This window comes from Enterococcus villorum (assembly GCF_007990225.1).
In the GTDB taxonomy this organism is placed as follows: domain Bacteria; phylum Bacillota; class Bacilli; order Lactobacillales; family Enterococcaceae; genus Enterococcus_B; species Enterococcus_B villorum.
Genome location: NZ_BJWF01000030.1, coordinates 1 through 22,002 on the forward strand (window position 1 = coordinate 1; position 22,002 = coordinate 22,002).

Genomic DNA, 22,002 nt, shown 5'->3' on the forward strand with positions numbered 1-22,002 from the left:
GGTTGAAATCCTTTATCCGAAGTTTCTGAATCGAACGCTGGCCTTTCAGAGAGAGAAAGACCCAAGTTTTCGACTTGTTTATGAATGACGGGGTAAGCTTTTGCTTCTTGTAATGTTCGTTCAGAAGCCAAAGCCATCCATGTTGGTTGACAAGCCGAAACGAGTAAGAGAATCACTGAAAATAAACCAAGCCATCTTTTTGTCCACTTTTTCATTTGTTTACTCCTTTTCTTTTGTTGCTTTGAGTATACAAAAGAAAGAAAGCGCTTTATATCTAGATTTCATTTTTTCTCTCACCTAAATTTTCTAAAAATAGAAAAAACTGGAGCGATAAAAATGATGATTTTGCGTACAGAATTTGATTATTATTTTAACTGGCTATTATTTCCTTAATGCTCAAACAGACCTTTTTCTAAATTGTAGAAGGTAACCATGTAACGATTGTTCTTCTCATTTTTTAGTTAATGGCTTAGTTTTTAAAGTTTTTTTGCTTTTTACTCATCTTAGATTGGATGAAGGAAAATAATCCTTAACTTTTTTCACGATATTTTATGTATTAGATAAACGTATTTGACTATATGTAAGGATGATGAGGTGAGATTTAATGTGCAAAAGTTTGCATCTACATCAATAAGCCCAAACAGAAGAAAATCCCCCTGTTTGGGCTTATTGCCTAATATAATTCAGCCTTTTAATGACCTCTTCGTTAGATCAAGAATTTTTATCCCACGATTGTATTGCTTAAATGACACAATGGTTCAGACTTTCATTCATTTTGATCATAAAAAAGTATAAGCAGTTAAACAATATTTATTTACTCTGAGAATCAATCACAATTGTTACAGGTCCATCGTTGACTAGAGAAACGGCCATATCAGCTCCAAACTGGCCGGTTTCCACATGAATCCCATTTTCTTCGATGCCTTTATTGAACGATTCATACAAGGCAATGGCGCTTTCTGGACGAGCAGCCGCAATAAAACTTGGTCGGTTTCCTTTTTTGGTATCTGCCAAAAGTGTGAATTGAGAGATGCTCAAAATTTGCCCTTGTATTTGTTCAATGCTGCAATTCATTTTTCCTTGTTCATCTTCAAAAATGCGCATTTTCACAATTTTTTTTACTAAATAATCCACATCTTCTTGCGTATCTTTTTCATGAACACCGAGTAAAATGACAAAACCTTGATCAATCTTTCCAACTTCTTGTTGATTAATGCTCACTGACGCTTTACTCACTCGTTGTATGACGGCTTTCACACATTTTCCTCCTAACCATTTGTTCGACGGACACTGTAGACATCTGGTACAGCTTTTATTTTATCTACAATACTCTTTAAATGAGTTAGATTTTGAATACCAACTGTTAAATGTATCGTCGCCATTTTATCTTTATTGGTTCGTGCTTCGACACTGTTTAAATTTTTCGTCATCGTATTGACCGTTTGTAAAACATCATTCAACATTCCAGAACGATTATAAGCATAAATTTCTAAATCAGCATCGTATTCTTTTCTAGTATTGGAAGTGTCTTCCCATTCCACTTCGATCAGTCGTTCTGCCACATTTGGCTTATCAGGTTGGACATTCGGACAATCTCTACGGTGAATCGAAATTCCTCGTCCTTTCGTGATATAACCGACGATATCATCTCCAGGAATTGGATTACAACAACGACTAATCCGAATCAACAAATTGTCAACACCTTGAATCACCACACCACCGTCATGACGAACCTTCATTTTTTCAGGTTCTTTTTTCGGTTGATTCATGATTTCTTCTGCTTCTTGTTTTTGTTGTTCGATTTTTTGTTCTTTTCTTTCTTTTTCGGTCAAACGATTCGCCATTGTTAATGGACTAACTTCGCCATAACCCACGGCCGCATACATATCATCTTCCGTTTGATAGTTTAGTTTTTCCAAAGCATCTTGTAACTTGTTTTTTGACAGTATTTCTTTTGGCAAGAATCCTAGATCACTGATACATTTGGTGATAGCTTCATGACCTTTAATAATATTTTCTTCTCTGTCTTGTGCTTTAAAGAAACGCTTAATTTTATTTCTAGCTTTACTTGTTGCGACTAGTTTTAGCCAATCTCTACTTGGTCCAAAAGAATTAGGTGAAGTCAAAATTTCAATAATATCACCATTTTTCAATTTATAATCTAACTGGACCATTTTGCCGTTGATTTTAGCCCCCGTCGTTTTATTGCCGATATCCGTGTGAATACTGTAAGCAAAATCTAAAGGTCCAGAGCCTTTTGGTAACTCTGTGACGTCTCCTTTAGGTGTAAAAACATAAACTTTATCACTAAAAATATCGCCTTTGACACCCTCCATAAATTCAGAAGCATCATAGCTTTCATCTTGAAGCTCAATAATTTCATGGAACCAACTTAATTGCTTAGTAATTCCATCTGGCTCTACTTTATCACTTTTACCTTCCTTATAGGCCCAATGCGCAGCTACCCCAAATTCAGCAATTTCATGCATTTCTTGGGTTCGTATTTGAATTTCTACAGGATTTCCTGCAGGACCAATGACGGTCGTATGCAACGATTGGTACATGTTCGCTTTAGGCATAGCAATATAATCTTTAAAGCGTCCAGGCATAGGTTTCCATTTTGTATGGATCGCCCCTAAAACAGCATAACAATCTTTAATGGAGTCAACAATCACGCGAATAGCAAGTAAATCGTAAATTTCATTAAATTGTTTCTTTTGGTCTTTCATTTTGCGATAAATCGAGTAGATATGTTTTGGTCGGCCATAGATTTCCGCATAGATATCTAGTTCTTCTGTTGCTAAGCGAATATCTTCAACCGTTGCGTTAACATACTTTTCTCTTTCTTCTCGCTTTGTTTGCATCAAATGAACGATTCGATAATATTGTTTAGGATTAAGGTAGCGAAGTGCTGTATCTTCTAACTCCCATTTGATACGACTAATCCCTAAACGATGAGCCAATGGTGCATAAATTTCTAACGTCTCTTGAGCAATTCGACGTTGTTTGTCTTCACGAAGATGTTTTAGCGTACGCATATTATGTAGTCGATCAGCTAACTTCACCATAATGACACGTAAATCTTGCGCCATTGCTAGCAGCATCTTGCGATGATTTTCTGCTAATTGTTCTTCGTGTGATTTATATTTGATTTTCCCCAGTTTAGTGACACCATCAACAAGCATGGCGACATCTGGTCCAAATTCTTGTTTTAAATCGTCTAAAGTCACATCTGTATCTTCTACGACATCATGCAAAAAACCAGTTGCGACTGTGTGGGGATCCATTCTTAAATCGGCTAAGATTCCAGCGACTTGGATGGGATGGATAATATAAGGTTCACCAGATTTTCGAAACTGCCCCTCATGAGCAGCAGTAGCATAGTCACAGGCTTTTTGAACAAATGCAACATGATCAGGACCCATATATTGGCTAACCAATTTAATTACACCAGGACCTGTTAATATTTCTTCTTTTGGCATGGAAAAATCCCCCTTTCAAAGGTTGTGAACAACAGGTTTTAATTGAACAATAGAAAAGAAAGAAACGCTCTTACTTCTCTTTATTTTTATAGAAACATCAAAATCGATGAGTGTCCTTTTTTTGACTAAGTGGAAAAAGTCATGTAACTTCTATCTAAAGATTTTGTTTAGACTTAGACTGGACAACAAAACATCCAAACAATAGCTACGAGGCACAACAAGGAAACAAAAAATAAAATGGCTATTTTCAATTTTATTTTTCTGTGTACTCATCCACGATTCCTCTTACTACTTATTCACTCTCAAAAATAGTGAGTTTCTCCGTTGTTTACATTAAAATAATTGTTTTTATTATACAGATTGTTGGGGAATTTTTCAATTTTCTCTGATTTTATTTCATTGCTATCAGTGGTTTAATTCCCACTGATAACTGGCCGCACTTAGTAAATAAAGGGGCGCCGTTTCTGCACGTAAAATCCTTGGACCTAAACCACAAAGTATTCCATTTTTTTCGATAAAAACTGCGATTTCTTCAGGCGTAAAGCCACCTTCAGGTCCAAAAACCGCTAAAACACGCTTGCCTACAGTCAGCTCTTTAAAAACCTTTGCTAAATTGGCTAGCTCTCCTTGTTTTGCCGATTCTTCGTAAGCAATCACTATTACGTCATAAGAAGAAAGACGATCAAAAAAACTTTTTTGTGTTTCTAATAATTCTATTTGAGGTGCCATTTGGCGATGGGATTGTTCAGCAGCTTCTTGGGCAATTTTTTGTAGTCTTTCTTGCCGTTTTTCTCTTTTTTTTCTATCCCACTTGACGATAGAGTTTGTCGCTGGAAATCCAATAAATGCGTGAGCACCTAGCTCTGTTCCTTTTTGGACAATCCAATCCAGTTTATCTCCTTTTGGATAACCACTAGCTATCGTAATAGCATTCGGTAATTCTTTTTGTCCTTTTTCTTTTTCTACTTCTACCAAATAAACAACATTATCCTGAATTTCGGTAATCTCAGCTCGGATGGATACTTGATCCTTAAAAACTAAGTAGACTTGGTCTTTTGGTGTCATGCTCATCACACGAACCACATGGTGAAAAGCTTCTCCTGAAAGTTTAAATGGTTCATTCGGCTGATACGCTTCTTCTAAAAAGTAACGTTGCATCTATTCCACCTCAGGCTTTTTTAAAATAATGGCATACCAATCTTTTTGTTGAAAGACTTGATCAACGACAAAACCCTGTGCTTGCATAGCGTCAATCACCAGCTGTTTCTTTTCTTCAATAATACCTGAAACAATCAGCCTTCCTGTTTGTTTCAATAAACGCCATGCATCTGGGATCATTAATAAAATAATATCCGCTAAAATATTTGCTACGATGACATCACTTTCAATCTCGATTCCTTTTAGTAGATCGTTGGCTGCTACATGGACATCTTTGGCCACTTCATTCATGTCCATATTTTCTTTGGCAGAACGAACAGCTACTTCATCTAAATCATAAGCATAAACTTCATTTGCACCCAAGTGTTTCGCAGCAATACTTAAAACTCCTGAACCAGTTCCTACGTCTATCACTGTTTCACCACCACGTAATACTGTTTCTAAAGCTTGTAAGGTCAAAGAGGTTGTTGGATGTGTGCCTGTACCAAAAGCCATTCCAGGATCTAGCGTAATGATTTTTTCTAAGGGATCACTGGTTTGATAATCTTCCCAACTAGGCACCACCGTTAACATTCTAGTAATACGGACAGGATGGTAATATTTTTTCCAAGCAGTTGCCCAGTTACTTTCTTCTACTTCACTAACTGTCACAATATTCTTGCCAATGGCCAAACCAAATTCTGGCAGTTGTGTCACACGATTTTTAATAAACGGTAAAATTTCCGGTAAAAAAATCGTCTCTGGAAAATAAGCCATTACAAATGCGCCATCATTTAACGAAGTAAAATCTTCTTTATTTAAAATTTCTCCATATGGATCTGATTTGAAATGTTCAATATCTAACGTGTCTTCAATTGCCACACCACTTGCTCCTGCCTCCATTAAAATATTGGCGACGGCTTCTACCGCTTCACTGGCTGTTTCTACTTTTACTTCATTCCATTTCATCAAACTCGCTCCTTAATAACTTGGATATGGTAAATAGGTATCTGCATTATTTTTTTGCTTTTCTTCGACTAATTTTGTTAACACTTGATTGTCCCATTTCAACTCAAATACCGCTGTTTCATCTTCTGCATCTAAGAAATCTAACAGATCACTTTGCCCTTGTGCCAGCACGTCATTCAAATAGACAATTATTGCATCAATTACTGATTTTGCTAGTCCTTTCTTTCCTTCATAAGGAATCACAGCTAAATAATCCGTTTCATTAAAGACTGATTTTTGCGGATTAAACAACAAGATACCATCTTCAAATTCAATGATTTCTTCTTCAGAAACGACTCCTTTTACATCATCAATCTCTAAATTTGCTTTATTTTCAGCAAATAGACGAACCACGATTTCAATCGTATGATTTTTCGTATCCCAGTCTAATGCAACATCGTAATCCGTGATTTTTGCTTCAATTGTTTGGTCTAAATAATCAAGTAAGTTTACTTTTTTCATTTTCATTCCTCCATCCCCAATCTTCATCAATCAGGTTCTTTCTTTGTAATGAAATATATGGATTACCAGAAACAGCAAAACGTAATGGTTTTTCTGTCCATTCTCCTTTATTAGGAATGCCTATTCTTGGTAAAGCCAAAATTTTTTTAGGTTTTTTCGTTTTTTCAAAAACAAAATGTAAAGGGCTATCTAAAATTGATTTTCCGTAAAGCTCCTGTGGTATCCCTAATGCAGCAACTAATTTTCCTGGTCCATTGCTAATATCAGGACCCGTTTTACCCCCTCTATTGATACTCATTTGTGCAATGCCTATTTCTGGTTCAAGCGCTCGGATCATTATCCCCTCAGGAATGCCTTCTGGTTGTGTAATAATGTTTAAGATTCGATGCGTATGCATGGTATAAAGATAAATGGTCCCTGGTTTTTCATACATAGCTAATACTCGTGGTGTTCTTCGCATGCCAAAACTATGTGCGGCTTGATCCTCTGGTCCAAGGTAAGCTTCTACGTCAACGATATATCCACCAACCGTCCCTGTCGGTGTCACATATTCCAAATACATGCCAAGTAAATCTCTTGCCACTTCTGGGGTTGTTTTATTCAATAAAAGTTTGTCTAATTTCTCTTTTTCTGTCATTTTATTCACCATTCTTATCATACACAAATTTAAAGGGATAAGCTATGAAATGTACCTTTTCTTTTTAAATACAAGCCATTTAGTTTACTTTTGAGTAGATGAAACGAAGCATTGCTTTTTTTCTTTTTATAGTGTCAATCACAGGAAAAACTTGTTTTCACTCATTTTGGGTTTCATTAAGAAAGCCAGCAGCTATTAAAAAATCAAAAAAAAATACAAGAAACTTTGATTTCATACGTTTCTTGTATTTTTTATTTCACTTGCAACCGTCAGACAATAAAAGTAAAAATCCACAACTCTTTATTTAAAAACATTCAATAAAAAAAATTAAATCTGGAATAACCACTACCTCCTTGTATAAAGATGCTTCCACTTCTCCATGCATGCGCATTTCTATTTTTTTTAATGAACATTTTTCAAAGAAAAATTCCTTTAATTCACGTTCATCAAAAAAACCTTTCCATTCATTCCCCGATCTTTTTAGAATCGTTAAAACTTGTTCAATCATTTCTTTCAATTCATGATTTTTATCGTGAAACACATTTGCATTTAAAAAATCACCAGCAAATCTTGTGATATTAATAGTTCTTTTTAGATATAGCAATGTTTTCATTACTTCAGAAGCACTTAAGTAAAAGGTTCCACCTTCCCAAATAACAAATGTAGATTTATTAGGATCAAACCCTTCTGCTATTAAACGGTCCAACACAGAACTTTCTTCTAAATCAACAAGATTTCCTCTAACTATTTTTACTTTGGTTTCTAAATGCGCTTCTGCATAAATCGCTTTAATTGCTGTTTCTTCTAAATCAATTGCATAAACTTTGTGAGTAGTTAAAAGTGAAATTTCATCAAACTTTGTATCTAATCCGATTCCTAAAACTAAAATTTGTTCATAGGTTTCCATTTTTTTTCAATAACAGTTTTAAAATAATGCGCTCTCGTAGCAACATTTCTCGTAAACATCCCGCCATTTGCTTGATTAATTTGATCCGTAAGTACAGACGCTTTTGTTGCATATTTTTTAATTAGCTGTTTCGATCGAGATTCTTCTAAATACCACCCTCGAATGTAAGGTACAGCTAACATAGTTTTATTGATTTCTGTTTTCATTAAATTTTCTCCTTATAAATAAATAATAGTTAAGCATTTTTTTGAAATTTTTATATGTAAGAATTTTATGTACAGGTTTATTTAGATGCATCACCTCAATTAAGTCTTCAAGCATTTCGGTATCATAAGTAGATATTTCGGATAAACAAATAATCATTTGATGTTTTATTCGATTAATATAATCTATTTTACTGCCTGATTGGCTAGCTTCTGCATAGGATAAGTTTAATGCCTGTTGAATGATTTTTTCTGCTTCACGATAATAACTATCAAACCCTTCAGTTGCTTTGCAGTATTTTTTTAGTATCTGTTGAAGGATCGAAACTTGAATAGCAGCTACACTTAATCCTTGACCAAAAATTGGATCAAATGAACAATAAGCATTTCCAACCACAAATAAGTTCTTAGGTCTGCCTTTCATTTTTTTAATTCTCAGAAATTTAATTTATCGAATCGAAAATACTTGCCATTCAGTCATAGGCGTTGCCTTTTCAATAAATTCTTTTATTTTTTTGTTAGGAAGTTCTTCTAAAATAGAATAAATCCTATTTTCACCACTTTGTTTGTGGTTGTATGCACTTAGTGTAACTATGTATTCTTCAGGGTTTTCTGTTTTTAAGATCACACCTCCTTGTGTTTGATTTGGAAACAAAGGAGAACTTGCACAGCCAAACCAATCAACAGAATCAATCATTTTGTAATTTCTTGAATAGTAACATAAATTAATTTTTTTACATACAATAGGAGTTTTTTTGGAGAATAGTTTATGAGTAATTTCAGGGCTACCACAAGCAAGAACAAATGCGTCTGCTGATAGATCAAATCTTTTATTATCTTTTTGAACTGTAATCCCCTTGATTTTTTGCTCCAAATTATTTTTTGGTGTTAAAAATTCAATAAATTTAGTCTTGCAATAATAAGTAATATTTGGCGATTCATTTACATATTCCATCAGTACATCTTCTAACAGTTTTCTAGACTGTTGTAAAATAAAAAAATCACTGTCAACTCGTATTTTTTCCCCTCCATAATGCCACCAATGGAAGTTCTTCTTCATGTCATATTCAACAGCACCTTTTGAGCGAAGTCGCTCTTTTATATCCGGACACAGTTTAACTAACTCATTTAATCCTCTCTTCAAAAGAATATGGACATGATCCTTTTGCTCAACATCTATAGAAGTATTCCCGTTGACTATCTCCTTTTTCTCTACAACTATGACTTCTTTGACAAATTGAGCTGCTGCAATTGCTACTAGTTTTCCTGAAAACCCACCACCGATTATTATTAATTTATCCATTTCACCTTTCTTCCGATCCAATCGTTATTTTCTCCTTTCTTTTTCACCATACTTCCTACTTTTATTTTACTATGTTATATTAAAGTATATTTATAACACTTTTTGCAAGCGGATACAATCGGATGGTTAATAATTAAAAAAAAAAAAATAAATAAATATAATTATCTATTCTTATTCACAAATCCTTTTTCCTTAGCACTTAACATGTAAATCACTTAAACGAAAACTTTTCAGATTACTAATGATACCTTTCAATCTACTTGTTAAAAAATAACTTTCATCATATTTCCTATATATAAATAAACAAAAATATATGAACTTTATAAAATATGGTATAATTAACGAACGAAAAATAAAAGGAGGCCATTTCATGCAACAACCGTTAGCTTATCGTATGCGTCCTAGAAACATCGATGAAGTCGTAGGACAAGAACATTTAGTGGGCGAAGGCAAGATTATTCGTCGAATGGTTGATGCCAAAATGTTGTCTTCTATGATTTTATATGGTCCACCAGGAACTGGGAAAACAAGTATCGCCAGCGCTATTGCTGGATCAACAAATTTTGCTTTTCGTATGCTCAATGCTGCGACTGACACAAAAAAAGATTTACAGATAGTGGCAGAAGAAGCCAAAATGAGTGGCACAGTGATCCTATTACTTGATGAAGTCCATCGATTAGATAAAACAAAACAAGATTTTTTACTTCCCCATTTAGAAAGTGGGCGAATCATTATGATCGGTGCTACTACTGAAAATCCTTATATTACCATTAATCCAGCCATTCGCAGTCGAACACAAATTTTTGAAGTGAAACCCTTAGACGAGCAAGATATACAGAAAGCTGTAAAGCGAGCATTGCATGATAAAGAACGGGGGCTTGGCCATTTATTGATTCAATTAGACGAAAATGCTTTGCTACATTTGTCCCGTGCAACAAATGGCGATCTGAGAAGCACGCTTAATGGGCTAGAATTAGCTGCACGTTCTACTAAACCAGATGAGTCTGGCACAATCCATTTAACTTTAACTATTATTGAAGAATGTGTGCAGAAAAAAGCACTTACGCATGATAAAGATGGTGATGCACATTATGATGTGATTTCTGCTTTTCAAAAATCGATACGTGGTAGCGATGTCGATGCAGCACTTCACTATCTTGCTCGCTTAGTAGAAGCAGGTGATCTGGCAAGTATCTGTCGAAGATTGATGGTCATTGGGTATGAAGATATCGGGCTTGGTAATCCGGCTGCCGCTGCTCGAACAGTCAATGCTGTACTAGCTGCAGAACGATTAGGGCTTCCTGAAGCAAGGATTCCGCTAGCAGATGCTGTCGTTGATTTATGCTTATCGCCTAAATCTAATTCTGCTTATTCGGCGTTGGATGAAGCCATTTCTGATATTCATGCTGGAAAGGCTGGTGATGTTCCTGATCATTTACGAGATAGTCATTACCAAGGAGCGAAAGCCTTGAATCGTGGTATTGGTTATCAATATCCTCACAACTTTGATCAAGCTTGGGTCAACCAGCAATATTTACCTGATAAATTAAAAAATACTACTTATTATCATCCAAAAAGCACAGGGAAATATGAACAAGCGCTCAAACAGCAATATGATCGGATCAATGAATGGAAAAAGAAAGCTACTAAAAAATAAACGATCACCCATAATTTTTATGAGCGCTCTCATTGCTCTTTTTATTTCCCTATGCTACTATAGAGGTGGGAAATCTGTGATGTTCGAATTGTCCTCTTTGTGTGTTGACCGAACATTTTTATTGATATCTTGGGACCTGTCTTGTGTCACAGCTGGTAACATGCCTTATCATTTGGTAGTTCAATGCTACGACCGTGGGACCCACCTGCTTGAATTCGCGGGATCAATACTACAGGACGAACAACGGCATTAACGGAGATTACCATTTTTTTAAGATTAAGAGGCTATGCCAATTATTTGGTACAGCCTCTTTTTTTGAAGTATTGACTTGAAACGAAACCTTTATGAACGAAACTCAGATTTTTGGAGGAATTTATATGATTCAACTTTTAATGGGTATTGCTGCTGTATTATTATTATTTGTTAGCTATTATTTATTGAGAAAACAACCTATCTTTTTCGTTTTAATTGAAGAAAACGAAAAAAATCGTCGCTTTTTACAATTTTATGGTGCTATCTATTCATTCTTAGGCATATTAGGTATTTTTGTTGCCTTTTTCAATCATCGGTTTATTGCTCTAGCTTATTTAGTCCTTGTGATTCTTGTGGCTTCCGTGTTCAGCATTACTTTTGCTCGTAAAATGGTCAAACCAGACAGTAATTAATTCTCTTTTTGCTTGAATTGTTTTACAATAGAAATAGAAATGATCGATTTATCTGAAGGAGTGAATGCTTATGTTACAACAGTACAAAAAAATCATGGTGGCCGTTGATGGCTCAGCTGAAGCAGAATTAGCTTTCAAAAAAGCCGTCAATGTTGCTATGCGAAACAATGGAGAACTTTTATTAGCCCATGTCATTGATACTCGTTCTTTTCAAACTGTTTCTTCCTTTGATGGTATGTTAGCAGAACAAGCAACTGAAATGGCTAAACAAACGCTAGCGGATTATGAAGAAAATGCAAAAAAAGCTGGACTAAATCATGTATCTACAGTGATTGAATATGGTTCTCCAAAACAAATCATTGCTAAAGAAATTCCTGAGGATAACCACGTAGATCTCATTCTATTAGGAGCAACGGGGCTAAATGCAGTTGAACGTCTATTCATTGGTTCTGTTTCAGAATACGTGATACGTAATGCAACTTGTGATGTCCTTGTTGTCCGCACCGATTTAGAAAATAAATTACCTGAAAAAAAGAAAGACTAACTATTAAAAACCTCGCTTATGACTACCCAGTTTGTCATAAGCGAGGTTTTTTACTTTTATTGATTCCTTATTATTTTTTACTTAGAAAAAGATTTTGTTCAGAAGAGCTTTAATCTCTTTTTTACTTTTTAGTTTGAGTGGCTGGCTTGATTATATGTGCATCGTTGTATGCTTGCTGGGCTTCTTGGACTTTTTCTAAAAGTTTTTGTTTGACTGGTCCATCTACTAATTTATTCACCAAAGAAAAGGCAGTACTTATTTCGTGTTGCGTATTATTTTGACTTGGTTTACCGTTAAAGAATAGTCGATTGATATATGGTATCGCATTCGATACAGCGATTAGCTGATCATATTTTTCCCATAATTCCTTTGTAGTATAACCTTCTAAAAAAGTAATATTTTGATAAGGAAGTTCGCCTAATTTTTGAGCTAGGTCGACTATTTCTTCCGTCGTTAATTCACCTTTAGGATTACCAATATCCCCATCAATAAAGTATTTCTCCATTGTCTCATTTGCCACTTGCCATTTTTTCATCAATGTGTCATAGGCTTGTTGTGCTTGTGCTACTTTTTCCAACAACGCTGTTTTTTGTTCACTCTCTGGTAAGCTTGTGACTTGTTGTTTTGCTGCATCGATTTGTGCTTTGGTGTTACTTACTTTGGCACCAATTGCATCAAATAAATTATTTACTGTTGTTAAAGCCTCTTCGATCGTTGAACTCATGATAGGTACTTGTTTGCTCACAATTTCTTTTCCTTGTTCATCTATACTTACTAAAGTAATTGATTTAGACGTTGTTGACACTTTATTCTTTGCATATACTTCAAATTGATTATTCTTTAACAACTTGAATCCTGGGAAATACTCTTTGCCATCCACTATCAATTTGAATTTCTTCACATTACCAGTAACAGAACCAGTAATATAGTCAGTGTTTACTTTATAATAATTTACATCTAAACTTGGCGTTTTAGTTGTAATTTCTTGCATGCCAATTTCTACACCTTCAGCATTCAATACTTTTAGAATGACTTTTTTAGAGCTTGTTGTTACTTTATTTTTGGCATATACTTCAAAGTTATTATTCGCTAAAAGTTTAAAACCTGGCGAGAATTCTTTGCCATCCACAATTAATTGGAATTTTTTAGCCTCGCCTACAACTTGACCTTTGATATAATCTTTACCTACTGTATATTCTTCCACAGTCAATTGAGGTGATTGTACAGAAACTTCCCTTGTACCTATTTCTTTTCCTTTTTCATCAAAACTTTTTACTGTGACTGTTTTTGTTGTCGAGGCTATTTTTTTCCCAATATAAAGTTCAAATTTATTGTTTGGTAATAATCTAAATCCTGGGGTATATTCTTTCCCATCAACAATTAATTTAAATTTCTTGATATTGCCACTATATTGCCCTGTCATATAAACATTTCCATAGCAATAGCTATCAACTTTAAACGCATTTATTCTATCGTCCAAAGCAGCTTGAGCAATAGCTATTTTTTCTAATAATTTTGTTTTTTGTGGAGAAAGATCATTCACTGCTTCTACTTTTTTCTTAGCAGCATCAATTTCTTCTTGCGTATTGGTGTCTTTAGGTGTGTCTCCATTAAAAAGCTGAGCAACAGCTTCCATCGCTTGTTTTTCTGCTGGGTCTTGTGTGCCCGCATGTGCGTCATTATATGCTTGTTGAGCTTCTTGGACTTTTTCTAAAAGTTTTTGTTTGACTGGTCCATCTACTAACCGATTGACTAAAGAAAAAGCAGTACTTATTTCGTGTTGCGCATTGTTTTGATTTGGTTTACCGTTTATAAATAAACGATTGATATATGGTATCGCATTTGATACAGCGATTAGCTGATCATATTTTTTCCATAATTCCTTTGTAGTATAACCTTCTAAAAAAGTAATATTTTCTGATGGAAGTTCTCCCAATTTTTGAGCAAGATCAACTACTTCTTCTGTTGTTAATTCACCTTTAGGATTACCAATATCCCCATCCACAAAGTACTTATCCATTGTCTCATTTGCCACTTGCCATTTTTTCATCAATGTGTCATAGGCTTGTTGCGCTTGTGCTACTTTTTCCAACAACGCTGTTTTTTGCTCACTCTCTGGTAAGCTTGTAACTTGTTGTTTGGCTGCATCGATTTGTGCTTTAGTGTTACTTACTTTGGCACCAATTGCGTCAAATAGATTATTCACTGTAGCAGTAGCATTTTGGATCGCTTCATCTGTCGCTTTATTCTTTTGTTCGGGAAGATCCTCGCTTGATGCTGTTTTTTCTACGGTATCGGAAGTTGATTCTTCTGTTTTTTTGGAATCCGTTACTTTTTTATCTGAAGTACTTGTTTCATCTGATTCATTATTTTTTTTCTTTTCTTCAGATGAAGTAATGGTAATTCCTTCTTCCACTCCTTGTTGCTCTGCATGTGCTAGTGGCGCCATTACTCCAGATAAACTCGATAGTACTAATGCACTTGCAGTCGAAAACGAGACTAAATTCTTTTTAAAATTTCTTTTTTTCAATTAAAAACCACCCTTTTTTATTTTTTTAATTTAAGGTGATCATAGCCTATTTAGTCCTAATTATTTTTTTCTTTATTTAAAAAAAACAGTTTATCTTTTAAATTACCTATTCTACAAAACAAAAAAACCGAAGTGAATAACATTCACTTCGGAAAAGGTTATTTTTAACATTCAGTAAACAATATTTTATGGTTGATGTAGATAATTTAAATGTAATTATCGCTATCAATTCTTAGATTTATTTACGCAAACGTTCCACATCACGAGCAATCATTAACTCTTCGTCTGTAGGGATAACTAAGACTTTCACTTTTGAATCTTTTGTTGAAATGTCTAATTCTTCGCCACGAAGTTTGTTCATTTCTGGATCGATCTCGCAGCCAAACCATGTCATTCCTTTGATGATTTCACTACGAACATGCCCATCATTTTCACCGATTCCAGCAGTGAAAATAATCGCATCTACCCCGTTCATCGTTGTTACATAACCACCAATGTATTTACGGATACGATCCACAAAGACATCATAGGCTAAATGAATATGCTCTTGATCATGATTTTTTTCAAGATCACGCATATCACTTGATAGACCTGTTAAACCTAAAAGTCCAGATTTCTTATTTAAAATAGTAATCATTTCATCGATATCAATTTCTAATTTTTCCATTAGATACGGAAGAACAGCCGGATCAATATCTCCAGAACGAGTACCCATTGTTACTCCTGCAAGAGGTGTGAAGCCCATTGAAGTATCCACTGATTTACCACCATCTACAGCAGTGATTGAAACACCATTACCTAAATGACAAGTAATTAATTTTAATTCTTCAATTGGTTTATCTAACATCTTTGCTGCACGTTCTGATACATAACGATGGCTAGTACCGTGGAAACCATATTTTCTTACTTTGAAATCTTCATAATAAGAAACAGGAAGGCTGTATAAATAATTGTGTTTTGGCATCGTTGCATGAAAAGAGGTATCAAACACCGCCACACTAAGAATATCAGGTAAGATTTTCTTGAACGCCTTAATGCCCATCAGATTGGCAGGGTTGTGCAGTGGAGCAAATTCTGCTAATTCTTCAATTCGTTTCATCACGTCTTCATCAACAATAACAGAATCACCATATGTTTCTCCGCCATGTACAACACGATGACCGACGCCTGTGATCTCATGGTAAGAACTTAAAATTTGCAATTCAATTAATTGATCTAATAACATTTTTACAGCTACTTCATGATCATCAATATCCATAATTTGTTCGAATTTCTGATCATCTCCGTACTTAATAGTAAAAATTGAATCTTTTAAGCCGATTCTTTCGACGATTCCTTTAGCGATTACAGTTTCTTCTGGCATTTGATATAATTGCCATTTTAAACTTGAACTTCCAGCATTAATTGCAATTGTTTTAGACATATAACTCTCCTTCTTGGTGAATGATTAAAGAGAAGCCGATTTCCATGTTGCAAATTCTTTAAAAAATTCGGTCACCTTCTCTGGTTTCTTTAGTGAATCAAGTTTTACAAGCAAGACTTCTTGGGCTTGTTTGGCATTTGTTCCTTTTTTTTGTAAAATCAAAATACTTTTTTGTGATTGCTTATTTCGGAATAGTTCATCTGGTAATTGGATCATCCCTTGAAGATAACCTTCTTCTTTAAACCATCTTTTGACGTCTTCGCTTTGTTCTGTTTCTAAAAAGTTACTTGGCATCAAAAATAATCCAAATCCATCTGGTTTCACATATTTCATGGCTTGTTCTAATAACAGATGGTGAGCATAACTATGTCCTTCGTTAGTGCTTGTTAAAAATTCTTTTGCTTTTTGATCGTTCGGATAATAACCAATTGGTAAATCGCTGATTGCCACATCAACTGGATCAACCAGTAAATCTTGTAATCCATCTTGGTGAAAATATTGGACATTTGCTTGAGTCAAATCACTTGTTGAAGCAGCGACTGCTAACAACGTATCATCAATATCTACGCCCAAGCCTTCTGCTTGATATCCTGCATTGGCTAGGTTTAAAAGAACTGTTAATAACAAGTTGCCCATTCCTGCTGCAATGTCTAAAATCTTGAGTGGTTCTTTTTTATTTGTGAATAGCTGTTCAATTAAAAAGACAAACAAAAAACCGATGCTATCTGGCGTAAGTTGGTGGTTTGCTTGGAGATGTTCTGTTTGACTTCCTTTTAGTAACAGTAACTGAGACAGTCGACGCCACTCTTCTGGTTCAAAGGTTAGCTGGCTGATTTCTTTATATAAGTCGGAAATTTGCTTTGCGACTTCTTCCGTTGGTACACCATTCACCACTCGCACTTGATAGTTGTCGATTAAGTTTTCAGCATTTTCGACATAGGCTTCTAAAAAGGAAGTTCCCAATGCATTCTGTAAAAGCTGAATCGCTTTTAGGTTTTGTTCAAAACCTTGTTCCATTTTTTCTGGTAACATCGTGCACCTCATTTCTAGATATATTATAACAATTATTTTACCTGTTTAATTTTAACGAACTATCCGCAAAATTTCAATCGTTTTCACACTTTTTTATTTGTGAAATAGAAAACATCTATCATAAGCAAACAGTGATATAACAGAAAAGAGGGCGTTTTCACAGTTTCACCCCTCCACTGTATTACTTTCTGTATCATTATTAATGTTTTCTACAAACTTAAAAACATATTGATCAATAGTAATTTCTATCTCTAACTGTCGATTTAATTTCTTATAATGGATCGTTCCTACAGTGTAATGCGTTACATCTTGTTTTTTTAATTCATGACTTTCTGATAAAAACATTTGTTTCATTATTTTAGCTAAATAATAGCATTTAACGCGGTGGTTCATATCAACAGTCAAACGGTAAGTTTCTACTGTAGTGAACAATAAAAAACTGCAAACTAAAAATAATAAAAGTGTGGAAAACAAAATATTTCCTTTAAACAACGACCTACGTGAATGATTTGGTCCATATTCCTTCATTTTTTTCTCCATTTTCAAATTCTACTAACAAAATGATTGCTACCGCAGAATCTCTCACTTCCCATTTTTTCACCTGCGTCAGCATCGGCTGATGACCGCCGGCTTTTTCACGTTTGCGGATCATATTTTGATACTGCTCAACTATGAAATCTTTTTCTTTTTTTTCATAGTGGATACGATTTTCTTTAATCACCACATTCGTGCCACCTTTGATTTCTTCTTCAAATTGGGCAAGGAAAATCAGCCATTCTTTTTGATCTTTTCGTTTTAAATAATGATCGATTTGAACAGTTTGATGGATCAATAAATTTATAGAAAGTAAAATTGTACTTAAAGCAAATAGTGAGATGAGACACTCGATCAATGTGAACGCATGCTTGGTTTTATATTTTGGCAATTTCTATCACTTTTTCTCCTTGTATAATCTTAACTTTTTGAATTTTTTTATTTTCTGTTTTTATTTTTGTTTGACTTTTTGATCCTTCACTCGTTCTTATTGGTAATTCATGATGTATTCGATACGTTTTTACATCTTCATACAACTGACGAAGCAATACTATTTCTTGGTTACTGTGTTTTTCTGCTTTTAACAAATAGATATTCCCATGGTTGATCAAAAAGATACAAGCGCTGGTCATAGACATAGCAACCAATGTTTCTAAAAGAATAAAACTACTCTTGTTTGATTTTTTTAATATAATGACCACTCCCCATCTGAAATTGGTAGATAATGGTTTGCTTTTTTTCATTCCAGTAAAATTCATATGCCTTTAATGAACTTTCATTGCCAGTATAGGCAGCAAAAGAAATTTTTTCTTTCTTTTTTACTTCAATTTCTTTTGGAACTTTTAAAATTGCCCAATCAATCATTGTCTTTGGTATGTTAAATATCATTTGATTGAGGTTTGGATCATAAGCGATTGTCGTTGTTTGTTGGTTTACGATGGCTATTTTTTGTGTCACGTAAATTCGATGTTCAAATTGTGTAAAAAATTGCTCAATTGCCATCTGTTTTTGCCAAGAAGCGACAGAAAAAACAGGGAAAATAAACATTCCCAGGGTAACGACTAAAACAAATACAGTTTCAATCAAGGTATAGCTGTAAAAAAACGTTCTATTTCTGGTTATAAGCATCTGCATGCTCCTGTTTGATATATCCTTCTTTTAAAAGTTCTGAGATGGTAGGCACTTTCCCATTATTTTGCAAGGAATATAGTTCTTTTTGTGCATCGATCAACTGAAGAACAGCTTGTTTCCCTTCTTTATTCACATGATCACGATAACGTGAGATGTTTGGGATGAATAAAAGGACAAGTGCACTAATCACCAAAAGAACGATCAACATTTCAATCAAGGTAAATGCTTTTAGATAAAGCGCTCGGTGTGAAGATCTCTTTATCTTTTCTTTCATAACAAAACCTCCTCAATATTGCCATACACAGGCAACAAAATAGCTGCATAAATCAATAATAACAACCCAGCAATCGCAAGAAAAAGGATAGGTTGTAACCAATGGAGCCATTGATTGATTTTTTGAAAAAATTGTTGTCTTGTTAATTTACTATAAAATAAAAGTTCCTTGCCTAAGTTGCCTTTGGCTTCCCCTTGTAAAATAATTTGACTAAATTCTTTTGTTAAAAACGAATAATCCTGAAATTGCTTAGCCAAAGGAATCCCTGTTTCTAGACCTTTAGCCAAGCGAAAAGCTAACAATTGAATCAAGCTTCCTTGTTTTGTTTCCTTCAAACAAAAAATAATTTGTTGTAACTCTAACCCTTCGTAAAATAATTTGCCAAATTCTAAAGCGATATATGCAGATTGATAGAGTGAAAAAAAAGTTCCTACTACTAGTTGTCTACTGAACCATTCACCTTTTTGGATCATGTCCATTTTTGCTAACCTAATTTTTATGTAAAAAAATACGAATAAAACAAGACACAAAGTTGCCAACACATACCAATGAAAAGATTGAAGTAATAAAATGCCCCAGTGAGTATTCATCACCATCTCAGTATGAAGTAATTGAGGTAAAATAAATTGTCTTAAAGCTAATAAAATCCCCAACAAAAATAAAAGCAATAGGCAAGGATAGCTGATGATTTTTTTTAGTTCTTTTCGAAATTCTTCTACTAATCGAAATTGTTCAGCCATGCTTTTTAATGTTTTTATTAAATTTCCATGACTTTCTGCCAATTCGATTTGCACTAGTTTTTCTTGAGTAAAACCCATTTCTTGTAAAACATCATAAAAAGTATGACCACTTTGTAGTAACTGTTGCCCTTGTTGTAAATAAATTTTAGGAACAGGTGCCATTTTTAACAATATATCCATTGTTTCTTGAATACTAAAGCCATTAACAAGTAATTCACCTGTCAATTGTATATATTTTGCTTGATGACTGAGTGACATTTTCTTAAAAAGCACACGATCGCCATTGATTGTTTCGTGCTTCTTCATAGCTACGATCCCATCCTTTCTTCTCAAAACCATGGTACGTAAAATTATATCCCCACATAACAGCAGCTGACTGCATGTCATCTAATAGAATCTCTTGATAAACTACTCCTGCCAAACATTCAGCCAATTCTTCTTTTCTACCCACTAATTCAATCATTCTAGCTTCTATCCCATCTAAATGTCGGGCATGGACCGTGGCAAAGACACGATGACCTGTTAAAGCTGCTCGTATTGCGACATTTGCTGTTTTTTCATCTCTGATTTCTCCTATAATTAGTAAGTCGGGACGATGTCGCAATGCAAGTTTTAACAATTGATCATACGTTTGTTCGATTTTCTCATTTACTTGTAATTGTAAAAATAATGGCTGTTCGATTTCCACCGGATCTTCAATTGTAATCACTTGTCGGTTCTCTTCTCGTGCTAAATAATACATCAACGAAGTTTTTCCCGAACCAACTGGACCACTAAACAAATAAAGACCACGATTTTTCGTTCGCTCACAGATGACCTTTAAATCCATTGAAGAAAAACAGCGAAATTGCTTCTCAGATAAATCGTATAATAAACGGATGACTAAACTTTCTCGTTGTAAGTAATCTCCTACTGACGATAATCTCAATCTTATTTCATTTTCTCTCAACATATACGTTAAAGAACCTACCTGGGCTTTTCGTCTTTCTCCAATATCCATCTTTCCTAAATATTTAGATCTTGAAATCAATTGCTGTCCTGTTTCAAACATCAATTCTTTTTGAAACATTCGTTTTTTGCTATAACGATAATAAATTTTAAATTGAGACTTGTAGGGTAATATATAGATATCTTGCACGTTGTTCTTATAACTTTCTTTAATGAGATTATCTGAAATTGTTTTTATATCCATCTTCTTCCCGTTGCCAAAAATCCATAAATATTTCTATCCAACTGTAAAAATTGTCAGATTTATGTTACTTCCTATTTCTACAACAATCCTTGATGGTTTGGTTTTCACTATCTCCGTTATTGTTTGATGTAAATAATTTTGACGAATATTGGCTAGTTTTCGATGGGTACGCCGAATTTCTTTTTCTAATTTATAGATGTTACGCGTTTTGACAAATCGGGTTTCCTCCTTATTCCACTCGTATTTTCGTGAAAATTTACGCTGTAACCGACGTAAACGTTTCTCAATCTTTCTTACTTTTTTGTTTGGTTAATAATCCAACGTGCAGTTCCTGCTGATTGCCAAAGCTGTTTTTCTTGTTCTTCATTGGGCGTAATCTTACTTTCTTGGCTCGCATCATCTTCCATCAATTTTTTCATTATCTTCTTAGCTTTACTCGTTTTCCTTGTAATCGGTAACTAAAAACGGTGATCATCTGGATGAAGTCCTCAACTAATTCCTGCTCTTCAGTCTTTTTTTGTAGAATTGATTTCGTTGTTTTTCAAAAATAATAACGAGTGCCATCTTGTGAGACAAGAGCAGGTTTTAATTCTCCTTTTTTATCTCTATTTCTCAATGTTTGTGGCGTGACAACTATTTGTTTTCCAAGTTCTCCTATCGAATACATAAGCATAGTCTTCACCTTGATAAAATTACACCACATATCGATATTAAGAATAATATATTTATAGATATTTATATATTTCTGTCAACTGTTGTTCACCTCCACTGATAAAGATATGCTCTTTGCAGCGAATCAATTGATCCAAAAAGGTGGCGGAATGATCGTGGTTAACGATGGGAAAGAAGTATCTTCTTTGCCTTTACCAATTGGTGGATTGATGACACAAGCACCTTTTTCAGTCGTTAATGAACAGTTAGTAACTTTAGTCAAAGAAGCACATAACTTAGGAGCTAGCCAAACTTTTGATCCGTTTTTAACCTTATCATTTTTGACATTATCGGTGATTCCAGAATTAAAACTCACTGATAAAGGCCTATTTTCTTTCTCCAAATTCAGTTTAATTGAACCATCTGTGTAAGTAAAAAATGCTTGATATCATCTATTCTCAAATACAACTTATATCTAATATTAACGTTT

Annotated in this window: 25 protein-coding genes, 1 other RNA gene and 3 pseudogenes; 5 read left to right on the plus strand and 24 right to left on the minus strand. The window is 34.4% G+C overall.

Features of this window, described 5'->3' with window-relative positions; genetic code table 11:
* From EVI01_RS09900 to EVI01_RS09950, 11 genes and pseudogenes are all read right to left on the minus strand, one after another.
* Positions 1–215: pseudogene (locus tag EVI01_RS09900) on the minus strand (hypothetical protein); the annotation flags it as partial.
* A gap of 595 nt (positions 216–810) precedes the next feature.
* On the minus strand, positions 811–1,257 hold the full coding sequence (gene dtd / locus EVI01_RS09905) for a D-aminoacyl-tRNA deacylase (protein WP_010750335.1): 447 nt from the start codon (positions 1,255–1,257) through the stop codon (positions 811–813).
* 11 nt (positions 1,258–1,268) lie between these two features.
* Positions 1,269–3,482 carry a RelA/SpoT family protein gene (locus EVI01_RS09910; RefSeq protein WP_010750334.1) on the minus strand — a complete coding sequence of 738 codons (2,214 nt, stop codon included), beginning with the start codon at positions 3,480–3,482 and terminating at the stop codon, positions 1,269–1,271.
* Positions 3,483–3,887: 405 nt separating this feature from the next.
* The gene (locus EVI01_RS09915) at positions 3,888–4,640 is read right to left on the minus strand and encodes a 16S rRNA (uracil(1498)-N(3))-methyltransferase (RefSeq protein WP_010750333.1); all 753 of its coding nucleotides are present in this window, start codon (positions 4,638–4,640) and stop codon (positions 3,888–3,890) included.
* Entirely contained in the window at positions 4,641–5,588 is a 948-nt protein-coding gene (gene prmA / locus EVI01_RS09920; protein ID WP_010750332.1) for a 50S ribosomal protein L11 methyltransferase, read from the minus strand.
* A 12-nt stretch (positions 5,589–5,600) separates the two neighbouring features.
* Complete coding sequence (locus EVI01_RS09925) at positions 5,601–6,089, minus strand: DUF3013 family protein (protein ID WP_010750331.1); 489 nt, start codon at positions 6,087–6,089, stop codon at positions 5,601–5,603.
* Complete coding sequence (locus tag EVI01_RS09930; protein ID WP_010750330.1) at positions 6,067–6,726, minus strand: DNA-3-methyladenine glycosylase; 660 nt, start codon at positions 6,724–6,726, stop codon at positions 6,067–6,069. Before EVI01_RS09930 ends, EVI01_RS09925 begins: the two co-directional genes overlap by 23 nt.
* 304 nt (positions 6,727–7,030) lie before the next feature.
* The gene (locus tag EVI01_RS09935) at positions 7,031–7,633 is read right to left on the minus strand and encodes a class I SAM-dependent methyltransferase (protein ID WP_010750329.1); all 603 of its coding nucleotides are present in this window, start codon (positions 7,631–7,633) and stop codon (positions 7,031–7,033) included.
* A complete protein-coding gene (locus tag EVI01_RS09940) occupies positions 7,609–7,839 on the minus strand; it encodes a hypothetical protein (protein WP_010750328.1) in 231 nt (76 codons plus the stop codon). The genes EVI01_RS09935 and EVI01_RS09940 overlap by 25 nt, the downstream gene beginning before the upstream one ends.
* Entirely contained in the window at positions 7,820–8,260 is a 441-nt protein-coding gene (locus EVI01_RS09945; RefSeq protein ID WP_010750327.1) for a hypothetical protein, read from the minus strand. The genes EVI01_RS09940 and EVI01_RS09945 overlap by 20 nt, the downstream gene beginning before the upstream one ends.
* Positions 8,261–8,284: 24 nt before the next feature.
* A complete protein-coding gene (locus EVI01_RS09950) occupies positions 8,285–9,160 on the minus strand; it encodes an FAD-dependent oxidoreductase (RefSeq protein ID WP_010750326.1) in 876 nt (291 codons plus the stop codon).
* Positions 9,161–9,509: 349 nt separating this feature from the next.
* Here EVI01_RS09950 and EVI01_RS09955 point away from each other — a divergent pair, with 349 nt between their 5' ends.
* From EVI01_RS09955 to EVI01_RS09970, 4 genes are all read left to right on the plus strand, one after another.
* Positions 9,510–10,796 (plus strand): replication-associated recombination protein A, encoded by a 1,287-nt coding sequence (locus EVI01_RS09955; protein WP_010750325.1) that lies wholly within the window; start codon positions 9,510–9,512, stop codon positions 10,794–10,796.
* Between the two features lie 68 nt (positions 10,797–10,864).
* A non-coding RNA gene (ssrS, locus tag EVI01_RS09960) (6S RNA) lies at positions 10,865–11,059 on the plus strand.
* 114 nt (positions 11,060–11,173) lie between these two features.
* On the plus strand, positions 11,174–11,461 hold the full coding sequence (locus tag EVI01_RS09965; RefSeq protein WP_010750324.1) for a hypothetical protein: 288 nt from the start codon (positions 11,174–11,176) through the stop codon (positions 11,459–11,461).
* A gap of 70 nt (positions 11,462–11,531) precedes the next feature.
* Positions 11,532–12,005 (plus strand): universal stress protein, encoded by a 474-nt coding sequence (locus EVI01_RS09970; RefSeq protein WP_010750323.1) that lies wholly within the window; start codon positions 11,532–11,534, stop codon positions 12,003–12,005.
* A gap of 121 nt (positions 12,006–12,126) precedes the next feature.
* On the opposite strand, the gene EVI01_RS14120 is transcribed toward EVI01_RS09970, so the two are convergent.
* From EVI01_RS14120 to EVI01_RS13890, 13 genes and pseudogenes are all read right to left on the minus strand, one after another.
* Positions 12,127–14,535: an immunoglobulin-like domain-containing protein gene (locus EVI01_RS14120; protein ID WP_010750322.1), complete on the minus strand. Its 2,409-nt coding sequence runs from the start codon at positions 14,533–14,535 to the stop codon at positions 12,127–12,129.
* A 238-nt stretch (positions 14,536–14,773) separates the two neighbouring features.
* Complete coding sequence (locus tag EVI01_RS09985; protein WP_010750321.1) at positions 14,774–15,958, minus strand: acetate/propionate family kinase; 1,185 nt, start codon at positions 15,956–15,958, stop codon at positions 14,774–14,776.
* Between the two features lie 24 nt (positions 15,959–15,982).
* Entirely contained in the window at positions 15,983–16,990 is a 1,008-nt protein-coding gene (locus EVI01_RS09990; protein ID WP_010750320.1) for a class I SAM-dependent methyltransferase, read from the minus strand.
* Between the two features lie 165 nt (positions 16,991–17,155).
* The gene (gene comGG / locus EVI01_RS09995) at positions 17,156–17,518 is read right to left on the minus strand and encodes a competence type IV pilus minor pilin ComGG (RefSeq protein WP_010750319.1); all 363 of its coding nucleotides are present in this window, start codon (positions 17,516–17,518) and stop codon (positions 17,156–17,158) included.
* Positions 17,487–17,915, minus strand: a complete 429-nt coding sequence (comGF, locus tag EVI01_RS10000) for a competence type IV pilus minor pilin ComGF (protein WP_010750318.1) — start codon at positions 17,913–17,915, stop codon at positions 17,487–17,489. The genes comGG and comGF overlap by 32 nt, the downstream gene beginning before the upstream one ends.
* Positions 17,902–18,111 (minus strand): hypothetical protein, encoded by a 210-nt coding sequence (locus EVI01_RS14125; protein ID WP_244150187.1) that lies wholly within the window; start codon positions 18,109–18,111, stop codon positions 17,902–17,904. Before EVI01_RS14125 ends, comGF begins: the two co-directional genes overlap by 14 nt.
* A gap of 79 nt (positions 18,112–18,190) precedes the next feature.
* The gene (comGD, locus tag EVI01_RS10010; protein WP_010750316.1) at positions 18,191–18,652 is read right to left on the minus strand and encodes a competence type IV pilus minor pilin ComGD; all 462 of its coding nucleotides are present in this window, start codon (positions 18,650–18,652) and stop codon (positions 18,191–18,193) included.
* Complete coding sequence (gene comGC, locus EVI01_RS10015) at positions 18,633–18,929, minus strand: competence type IV pilus major pilin ComGC (RefSeq protein ID WP_010750315.1); 297 nt, start codon at positions 18,927–18,929, stop codon at positions 18,633–18,635. The genes comGD and comGC overlap by 20 nt, the downstream gene beginning before the upstream one ends.
* Entirely contained in the window at positions 18,926–19,975 is a 1,050-nt protein-coding gene (comGB, locus tag EVI01_RS10020; RefSeq protein ID WP_010750314.1) for a competence type IV pilus assembly protein ComGB, read from the minus strand. Before comGB ends, comGC begins: the two co-directional genes overlap by 4 nt.
* Positions 19,932–20,861 carry a competence type IV pilus ATPase ComGA gene (gene comGA, locus EVI01_RS10025; RefSeq protein WP_010750313.1) on the minus strand — a complete coding sequence of 310 codons (930 nt, stop codon included), beginning with the start codon at positions 20,859–20,861 and terminating at the stop codon, positions 19,932–19,934. The genes comGB and comGA overlap by 44 nt, the downstream gene beginning before the upstream one ends.
* Before the next feature lie 293 nt (positions 20,862–21,154).
* Positions 21,155–21,268, minus strand: coding sequence for a helix-turn-helix domain-containing protein (locus EVI01_RS13710; RefSeq protein WP_244150189.1), 114 nt, complete (start codon positions 21,266–21,268; stop codon positions 21,155–21,157).
* Positions 21,242–21,378: pseudogene (locus EVI01_RS14130) on the minus strand (IS607 family transposase); the annotation flags it as partial. The pseudogene EVI01_RS14130 and the gene EVI01_RS13710, both read right to left, overlap by 27 nt.
* Before the next feature lie 24 nt (positions 21,379–21,402).
* The gene (locus tag EVI01_RS13890) at positions 21,403–21,528 is read right to left on the minus strand and encodes a MerR family transcriptional regulator (RefSeq protein WP_222593953.1); all 126 of its coding nucleotides are present in this window, start codon (positions 21,526–21,528) and stop codon (positions 21,403–21,405) included.
* A 97-nt stretch (positions 21,529–21,625) separates the two neighbouring features.
* Between EVI01_RS13890 and EVI01_RS10040 the strand changes: the two are divergent.
* A pseudogene (locus EVI01_RS10040) lies at positions 21,626–21,943 on the plus strand (adenine deaminase C-terminal domain-containing protein); the annotation flags it as partial.
* Positions 21,944–22,002: the final 59 nt, after the last annotated feature.